This is a genomic window from Acidiphilium sp. 20-67-58 (genome assembly GCF_002255515.1).
Lineage (GTDB): Bacteria > Pseudomonadota > Alphaproteobacteria > Acetobacterales > Acetobacteraceae > Acidiphilium.
In genome coordinates this window covers 215,315-223,583 of sequence record NZ_NCAS01000002.1, presented here as the reverse complement: position 1 = coordinate 223,583, position 8,269 = coordinate 215,315, and the positions used below count along the sequence as shown (strand labels likewise).

Sequence of the window (8,269 nt, the reverse complement as noted above, 5' to 3'; positions counted from 1 at the left end):
TTTCCACTCAGGTCTCCCACACCTTGCAAATCCCAATATTGCCCGCCGCTAAAAAGTCATGACTAGATCAGCAAAGTTCGATTTTTCACAGGTGACTAGACTACCATCCGATCCCACCGGATCGGGACATGTCCCGGCTTGTCGCGCCCCCTGCCCCACCCGGCTTGCGCCCGGCTGAGGCCGCGAGCCTCAGGACGCTGCTTCGACGATCCGGGGGAACAGGCCCGATGGCGCCGGCAGCGCAGCACCGGTGTCGAGCGGTATCGCCAGTGATGCGAAGTCACGCCGGTCGGCCCGGACGGCAAGCTGGTCCAGCAATTTCGCCATGCTCTCCGGCATGAAGGGCTGCAACAGAAGACCGACGACGCGCAGCACCTCGCAGAGGGCCCTCAACACGGTCCGCATCCGGTCCGGATCAGTCTTGCGCAAGGCCCAGGGGGCTTGGTGGTCGATATACGCATTGGCGGCGCGCACCAGTTTCCAGACCTCCTCGATCGCCTCCTGATAGGCCAGCCGATCCATTGCCTCGCGCATGCGGTCAGGCAGACCATCGGCGATGGCCCGCAGCGCATGATCGGCCTCGCTTGCGGGGCCAGCTTCGGGCACTGCGGCACCGGCATTCTTGGCGATGAAGGAGAGCGTGCGCTGGGCGAGATTGCCGAGATCGTTGGCGAGCTCGACATTGATCCGCGTGATCACCGAACGGCGGGAGAAATTGCCGTCATTGCCGAAAGGCATTTCGCGCAGCAGACAGAAGCGGAGCTGGTCAAGCCCGAATTCGGCGATCAGCGGCTCGACGGCCAGGGCGTTGTTGAGCGACTTGCTCATCTTCTCGCCCTCGATCGTCCACCAGCCATTGGCGAAGATGCGGCGCGGCGTCGGCAGGCCAGCGGCCATCAGCATTGCGGGCCAGTATATGGCGTGGAAGCGGGTAATTTCCTTGCCGACCAGGTGCAGGTCCGCCGGCCAGTATTTCATCAGCGGCGCGTCCATGTCCGGATAGCCGCAGGCGGTGAGGTAGTTGGTCAGCGCATCGATCCAGACATACATCACGTGATCGGGCGCGCCGGGCACCGGAATGCCCCATTTGAAGCTGGTGCGGCTGATCGAGATGTCACGCAGGCCGGAGCGAACGAAGGAGAGTACCTCGTTGCGACTGGAAGAGGGCTGGATGAAATCCGGGTTGTCTTCATACAATTGCAGAAGACGATCCTGAAATGTGCTGAGTTTGAAGAAATAGGATGGTTCGCGCACCCACTCCACCGGCGCGCCGAAGGGCGAGCGCTTGATGCCGTCGGCGCCGGTGACGAGTTCGCTCTCGTCGTAAAAGGCCTCATCGCGGACGGCGTACCAGCCCTCGTAATGGCCGAGTTCGATGGCCCCTGACCGCTCGATCGCCTGCCAGATTGCCTGGCAGGAGCGGATGTGGCGCGGCTCGGTGGTGCGGATGAAATCGTCGTTCGAGATGTTCATCGCCTGCGCCATGGCACGGAACTCGCCAGCGATGCGGTCGGTGAACTCTTGCGGGGCGATGTTGTTCGCGCGGGCAGTGGCCTCAACCTTCTGGCCATGCTCGTCGGTGCCCGTCAGGAAATGGACGTCGAACCCGTCCAGCCGCTTGAAGCGGGCGAGCGCGTCGGCGGCGACCGAGGTGTAGGCGTGGCCGATATGGGGCGCGCCGTTCACGTAGTAGATCGGGGTCGTGATGTAGAATTTTCGGGTCATGGCACTCGGAGAAGCTGGAGCATGGTCAGAACCGCCGCACGCGGGTCGAGATTGAGACCGTCGACTTCCGCCGCGATCCTGCCGAACTCCTGCCAGAGCCGGGCGCGGCCATCAAGCGCGTTGGACGGGTCAGCGCGGGCGGCGGCGCGGGTTTCGGTGGCCAGTGCTGCGCGCAGCAGTTCGGCGAAGGTGGCAAACCCGTCATCGGCACGGGCGATCGTATCGGCGATGGAGGCGGCGCGCGCGGGTGGGAGCGGCCCGGCGAGCGCCTCGCCAACGAGGCCGGCCAGCGCAAGGCCATCGGCATCGGCGAGCGAGAGCGCACGGCCGATCGAGCCTTCCGCCAGCGTGGCCAGGGCCGTGCGGCGTTCGGCGGGAAGATCTGGCAGATCGGCGGCAAGCAGGAGGCTGAGGGTTTCGGTTGGCAGCTTGTCGAGATCGAGCCGGCGGCAGCGGCTGCGGATGGTGGGCAGCAGCCGGCCCGGGGCGTGGCAGACCAGCAGCCAGATCGCCCGCGCCGGCGGCTCTTCGAGCAGCTTGAGCAAGGCATTGGCGGCATTGCGGTTCAGCGCCTCGGCACCATCGACGATGACAACGCGCCAGCCCCCCTCACCCGGCGTCAGCCGCAGGAAGCGGCCAGCAGCGGCAACCGTGTCGACCACGATTTCACCCTGCATCCGTTTGCGCTTCTCGTCGTAACGGCGCTCGATCACCAGCAGATCGGCATGCGCGCCGGTTGCGATGCGGCGGAAAGCGGGATCTCGCGCCGGCAGCGACAGGTCCGGCGTGCGGGCGCCAGCGAGCAACCAGCGGGCGAAGCGGAAGGCCAACGTCGCCTTGCCGATCCCCGGGGGGCCGGCGATCAGCCAGGCATGATGCAGCCGCGTGCCGGTCGCGGCGCGGAAAAGCTCTGTTACGGCGCTATCATGACCCAGAATCTCGGGATTGGCGCGAGGCGGCAGCATCAGGCGATGGCGAGGCCGAGCCGGGCGCGGATGAGGGCGGCAAGTGCGTCGGTGATCTCCTCGATCCCACCGGCCGCATCGACCACGACACAGCGTTCCGGCGCAGTGGCGGCAATGGCGCGAAAGCCGGCAGCAACCCGGGCGGCGAATTCGGCATCAAATTGTTCGTAGCGATCGGTGGCGCTGCCGCGGCGGGCGAGCCGCGCGCGGGCGGCGGCGTCAGGCAGATCAAGGATCAGGGTGAGATCGGGGGTCAGATCGATCATCGTCTCGAGAGTCGCGATCGTCGTCCGCCCCACGCCGAGGCCGTAGCCCTGATACGCCATGGTGGAATCGGTGAAACGGTCGCACAGGACCACGGCGCCGCGTTCGAGCGCCGGGCGAATAACCGCGGCGACATGATCGGCACGGGCGGCAAAGACCAGCAGCGTATCTGCAAGCGGGGCAAAATGGCGCGCGGGGTCGAGCATCAGCGCGCGGATCGCCTCTGCCCCCGGTGTGCCGCCCGGCTCGCGGGTGGTGAGAACCTCATGCCCGGCGGCGCGGAGCCGGTCGGCAAGGCGGGCGATCTGTGTCGACTTGCCGGCCCCTTCCCCGCCCTCGATCGTGATGAAAACGCCCTGCGGGCTCACCGAACCACAATCCCGGGGCCGGCAATGCCACGGTCGAGCAACGAACGCAGAGCAGCATCGGCAGCGGGCACGCTGTCATAGGGGCCAAGGCGAAGCGAGTAGAGCGTGCGTCCACCGGAGGATTGCGGAACGACTGAACCCGGCATCCCGGAAAGGCGGGCCTGCAGGTTCATCGCGTCCGCGCTCGAGCCGAAGCCGGGAATCTCGACATAGAGCGGGCCGGGCGAAGGCCGGCCGATGCGCACGTTACCTGAAAGATGAGCGGCCGCGCCGGAATGGCGGTGCTGCATGACAGGGTGAGCGGCGGTGCTGATGGCGGTGCCGGCCGTTCCAGTAGCGCCGGGCGGCGGCGGCAGGGCGGCGGCCGCAACCGAGCTGACCGGTGCTGCGCTGAGATGTGGGCCGGCGCCGAGCCGGTCCTGCAAGGCGGAGGACCGACCGGCGAGCAGCCGGACGCGGACCTCGGCGAGACCGTTGGCCGGCATTCCGAGGCGCCGGGCGACATGGGGCGTGACCGCAATGATGCGTCCGGCCTGCATCGGCCCACGGTCGTTCACGCGGACGGTCAGGCTGCGGCCGTTATCCAGGTTGGTAACCCGCACGATCGAGGGCAGTGGCAGGACCGGACTCTGGGCAGTCAGGCTGCCGGCGCGATAGACCTCGCCATCCGCGGTAAGCCGCGCAGGCCCGGATGGGATCACGGTGGAAAGACCAGTCCGGTCATAGCGGCCGAAGACGCGCGGATAATGCCATTGGCCGCCGGCATCATACGGCTTTCCGATCGTGAAGCGGGCATGCTGCCCCGGTGCGGGGTGATGCAATGGCCGGGTGCAGCCGGTAAGCGCCAGCAGGGCGGCCAGCTTCAGTCCCAGGCGGGTCATGCGAGAATCCGGCGGCCGAGTTCGCCAACCGCGAGAGCGTAGAGATCGGATGGATTATAGCTGCGGATCGCGCGGAAATTGCCAAAGGCGAGGAAGGCTTCGCCGGAGGGGCCATCAGGCAGCAGCAACGAGGCCGGCGTGTTCGCCGGCAGGTGACGGGCCGGCGCCAGGCGATGAACGCCGAGCGCCTGCCACTGCGCCAGCGGCAGCACGTGGTCGCGCCCGGCCAGCGCGGCGTTGAGATGCGGCGGGACAAGCACCGGCTCGCTCGATGGCAGGCCGAGCCGCCAGTGCGACTTGCGCATGTAATTGGCGATCGAGGCCATGGTGTCGGGTACGCTGGTCCAGATATTCGGCTGACCATGACCTGAATAGCTGACCGCAGTGCTGAGATAGATGCTCGGCATGAATTGCGGCTGCCCCATGGCTCCGGCCCAGGAGCCACGCAGTTCGGAAAGACGAACATCGCCGCGCGAGACGATGCGCATTGCAGCGATGGCCTCGCGGCCGAAATAGGAACTGTTCTTGTACCAGGCGAGTGTTGCAAGGGCGTCGATCACGTTGAAATCGCCTTGATAATGGCCGAAATCGGTCTCGATCCCCCAGATGCCCATGATCGGCGCGGCAGCGACGCCGAAGCGGGCGCGAACTTGCTCGATAATCCCACGATGCGCGGCGAAGGCCGCTTTTCCGGCGGCGACGCGGGTCTGGGTGACCACGCGCGCACTATATTGCGCCCAAGTCAGGGTGAATTCCGGCTGATGGGTTTCATGCCGGATCACCTCCTGGTTCGGTTTCAGGCCGGACAGGGCGGCGACGGTGATATGAGACGGAACACCTGCCCGGCGCGCCCGGTCTTCGAGCTCATGGATGAAATCTTCGAAGCCGGCGGCGCGGGCCGGCCGGACAAGGGCGGAGGCGCACGGAAGTGCTGCGAGCAGGAAACGGCGTTTCATTTCCCCGTTCTGCCACGCCCGGCGCCGCCGCGGAAGGGAGGCTCAGGTGCTCGCAACGTCGGCCACAGCAAGTTCGATCAGGCGTTCCAGAATGTCGGGCTCCTGGGCGCCGGCGATCGCGGTTTGGCCATCGATGATGAAACAGGGGACGCCGTTGATGCCGAGACGGTGGACAAACAGATTATCGGCATGGATCTGCTCGATCGCCCGATCACTCGTGAGAAAACCTGCGACATCAAGCTGCCGCAGGCCATTTGCTGCGCCGATGGAGGCGAGGGTTTCAGTGTTGCCGATGTCGAGCCCGGCGGAGAAATAGGCTTGGAAGATATCGAGAACCACGCCCTCCGCCGATCCCCCGTGTTCGAGGGCGAAGCGGACGAGACGATGGGCATCGACGGTGCTCGGCGCTCGGGATATCCGCGGAAAAGCGAGGTCAAGCCCGTCTTCGGCGGCGATGGTAGAAATGGCAGCGTGAAACCGCCGCGCGCGATCTTCGTCGCCGAATTTACGTGCGGTGTAGTCGGCGCGGCTGATACCGCTGCGAGGCATATCCGGATTGAGGAGAAACGGGCGCCACGTCGTCACGATCGGCAGGTCGGGGCGACTCTGGCGCAAGCGCTGGAACCGGTGAATTCCAAGATAACACCATGGGCAGACGAAATTGAAAACGATCTCGACGGTCACCCTCGGCGGGCGCGGCAAAGCCATATTCATAATTTGTTAAAATAGCCTACGCGGTTCGGCAGGCAAAGCGAAAAGATGCTCGTGCGCCAATGGTGTTTTTTGGATCACTGGATAGAGATGGAGCGGTGCTGCGGGCGCATGGCATCGGTGATCGCGCTGTAGGTGGAGATCGGCGATGGCCGCCCGAAAAGATAGCCTTGGATTTCATCGGCCCCGCAATCCCTCAGGATGTCGGCCTGGCGCTCGGTTTCCACGCCCTCCACCACCACGGGCAGACGCAGCCCGCGCCCGAGGCCAAGGACCGCATTGACGATGGCAAGGGATTCCGATTCTTCGGCCAGATCGCGGACAAAGCTGCGGTCGATCTTGAGCTTGTTGAAAGGAAAGGCGCGCAGCGTTGCCAGCGAGGAATAGCCAGTGCCGAAATCGTCGATCGAGATGCCGACGCCGAGCGACTTGATCCGCTGCAACGTATCCACAGCCCGCTCGAAATTGCGAATCAGCATGGATTCGGTGACCTCGATCTCGAGCCGGGAAGGCGGCAGACCGGTCTCGCGCAGGATGTCGGTAATGATTGCAGCGAGATCGCCTTGCTGGATCTGGATGGGCGAGACGTTAACCGCCACGGTCAGCGGCACCGACCAACGTGCAGCCTCTGCACAGGCCTCGCGCAAGACCCATGTACCGACCTCCTCCATGAGGCCGATGGATTCGGCGAGGCCAATGAAGAGATCGGGAGCGACGGGACCGTGGACCGGACTGTTCCAGCGCAGCAACGCCTCGAAACCGCTGCACAGGGTGGTGCGCATGCAGATCATCGGCTGATAGACCAGCGACAATTCCCGATGCTGGAGTGCCAGCCTGAGATCCTGTTCCAGAACCCGGCGTTTCTGCCATTCCGACTGGATCGTGGCATCGTAAAAACCGAGGCTGTTGGGCCGTTCCTTTTTCGTGACATGCAGGGCCTGGCTGCTATGGGCGAGCAGCGCGCTGGAGGTCATGCCGTCGAACGGATGCAATGCAATGCCCACGGACGCGGAAATGGCGATCTCACGCCCATCGGCGAGGGTGATCGGCTCGGCAATCGCACGCAACAGGCGCCGCGCCAGCGCTTCAACAATCTCCGGCTCCTCGCAACCGGTTTCAACCACGACGAATTCGTCGCCGCCGACGCGGGCAACGAGATCGGTTTCGCGAACCTGGCGACTGATCCGCGCGGCAACCTCGCGGAGCACGCCGTCTGCCGCCGAATGGCCGAAAAGATCGTTGATTCCCTTGAAATCGTCGATGTCAAAGGTGAGCAGTGCGACGTTTTCCCGGCGCCGCCGTGCCTCCGCAAGCACCTGGTCGAGCCGTTCCAACAAATGCCCACGATTGATGAGGCTGGTCAAAGGGTCATGCGAGGTCATGAAGCGGATTCGCTCGAGCGCCAGCTTCCGGTCGGTGATTTCCTGGCAGAATCCGCGCACGGCGATGACCGCACCGGCAGGGCTGGTCTCCGGTCGCATGTCGATCCAGAACCAGCGCCGCGCACCCTCGCCGCAACCATCGAGCCGGACTTCCACCGCGGCGGGCTCGCCGGTTTCGAAAATGGTCGCAAAGGTCGCGAGGAAGCTGGCGCGGTCGGCCTCGTCCATCTGGCTGGTCAGCGTGTCCTCATGCGGAATGAACGACACGGGATCCGTGCCGAACAATTCGTGCATATCGGCCGACCAGGTCGCGCGACGGTCCTCGGCGGCGATTCGCCAGTTGCCGATCCGGGCAATGCGATGGACGGTCTTCAGGTCGTCAAGCGCCTGGCGGGCGCACCCGATCGAACGTTCGGCGACATCGAGCGCGAGACCCGCGACGCGATTGAATTTCTGCACGGCCGGATGCGCCATGCCCGCGGGCAGATCGCGGGCGAGGTCGGTCGTGGCCTGCGCCAGAGCCGCGCGCAGTTGATCGATTTCCGTGGGATCGAAGGCGGAACATGAAGCTTCCCGTGCTGTCACGACGGCAATCCCATGGGGCACCGGGGGAACGGAAGCCGACGCGGCATCGATAGAAGGCCGAACCCGAGCCGGCTGAGGACGATCGCGAGATCTGGCGGCAGTCCCCCTGCAGCGAAGGCCCGTGCCCGCGCATCAGGCCCGATGCGGCCGATGCGGGAGTGCCGGAGGGGGGCCGGGGTAGAACCGTTCATGTCGATCGTCGGTCTCCGTGATGCCGAAATCATTCATTTGTATAGCCTGAAAAGGTGAACAAAACGTTTCGGATTCCGACAAGTCGGGAGCGCACTTGACTCGCGACGCCGCGAGACCCATCGTAGCCAAACCGAGGGGTGCGCCCACAGGCGCTGAGAGCTGGATGTCCGGCAACCCTTTGAACCTGATCCGGGTTGCGCCGGCGGAGGGACGGGATCAACCAGACCGAACCATACGCCC

General features: G+C 65.1%; 7 protein-coding genes and 1 riboswitch. All 7 genes read right to left on the bottom strand.

The window, feature by feature from the left end:
• Nucleotides 1-189: 189 nt before the first annotated feature.
• The 7 genes from metG to B7Z76_RS01970 all read right to left on the bottom strand — a co-directional run bounded on the left by metG (nucleotide 190) and on the right by B7Z76_RS01970 (nucleotide 7,726).
• Nucleotides 190-1,725: a methionine--tRNA ligase gene (gene metG / locus B7Z76_RS02000; RefSeq protein ID WP_291341825.1), complete on the bottom strand. Its 1,536-nt coding sequence runs from the start codon at nucleotides 1,723-1,725 to the stop codon at nucleotides 190-192.
• A complete protein-coding gene (locus B7Z76_RS01995; protein WP_291341824.1) occupies nucleotides 1,722-2,690 on the bottom strand; it encodes a DNA polymerase III subunit delta' in 969 nt (322 codons plus the stop codon). The genes metG and B7Z76_RS01995 overlap by 4 nt, the downstream gene beginning before the upstream one ends.
• Complete coding sequence (tmk, locus tag B7Z76_RS01990) at nucleotides 2,690-3,322, bottom strand: dTMP kinase (RefSeq protein ID WP_291341823.1); 633 nt, start codon at nucleotides 3,320-3,322, stop codon at nucleotides 2,690-2,692. Before tmk ends, B7Z76_RS01995 begins: the two co-directional genes overlap by 1 nt.
• Nucleotides 3,319-4,203 (bottom strand): SPOR domain-containing protein, encoded by an 885-nt coding sequence (locus B7Z76_RS01985; RefSeq protein ID WP_174502242.1) that lies wholly within the window; start codon nucleotides 4,201-4,203, stop codon nucleotides 3,319-3,321. Before B7Z76_RS01985 ends, tmk begins: the two co-directional genes overlap by 4 nt.
• The gene (locus B7Z76_RS01980) at nucleotides 4,200-5,159 is read right to left on the bottom strand and encodes a lytic transglycosylase domain-containing protein (protein ID WP_291341822.1); all 960 of its coding nucleotides are present in this window, start codon (nucleotides 5,157-5,159) and stop codon (nucleotides 4,200-4,202) included. The genes B7Z76_RS01985 and B7Z76_RS01980 overlap by 4 nt, the downstream gene beginning before the upstream one ends.
• A 42-nt stretch (nucleotides 5,160-5,201) precedes the next feature.
• Nucleotides 5,202-5,843, bottom strand: coding sequence for a DsbA family oxidoreductase (locus tag B7Z76_RS01975; protein ID WP_291341821.1), 642 nt, complete (start codon nucleotides 5,841-5,843; stop codon nucleotides 5,202-5,204).
• A 104-nt stretch (nucleotides 5,844-5,947) separates the two neighbouring features.
• On the bottom strand, nucleotides 5,948-7,726 hold the full coding sequence (locus B7Z76_RS01970) for a bifunctional diguanylate cyclase/phosphodiesterase (RefSeq protein WP_291341820.1): 1,779 nt from the start codon (nucleotides 7,724-7,726) through the stop codon (nucleotides 5,948-5,950).
• 426 nt (nucleotides 7,727-8,152) lie between these two features.
• Nucleotides 8,153-8,257, top strand: a riboswitch (TPP riboswitch).
• The last annotated feature ends 12 nt before the right edge of the window (nucleotides 8,258-8,269 follow it).

Excerpts from the sequence above, each read along its gene's own strand:
- metG (WP_291341825.1), bottom strand. The coding sequence starts at position 1,725 with ATGACCCGAAAATTCTACATCACGACCCCGATCTACTACGTGAACGGC.
- B7Z76_RS01995 (WP_291341824.1), bottom strand. The coding sequence starts at position 2,690 with ATGCTGCCGCCTCGCGCCAATCCCGAGATTCTGGGTCATGATAGCGCC.
- B7Z76_RS01985 (WP_174502242.1), bottom strand. The coding sequence starts at position 4,203 with ATGACCCGCCTGGGACTGAAGCTGGCCGCCCTGCTGGCGCTTACCGGC.
- B7Z76_RS01980 (WP_291341822.1), bottom strand. The coding sequence starts at position 5,159 with ATGAAACGCCGTTTCCTGCTCGCAGCACTTCCGTGCGCCTCCGCCCTT.
- B7Z76_RS01970 (WP_291341820.1), bottom strand. The coding sequence starts at position 7,726 with ATGGCGCATCCGGCCGTGCAGAAATTCAATCGCGTCGCGGGTCTCGCG.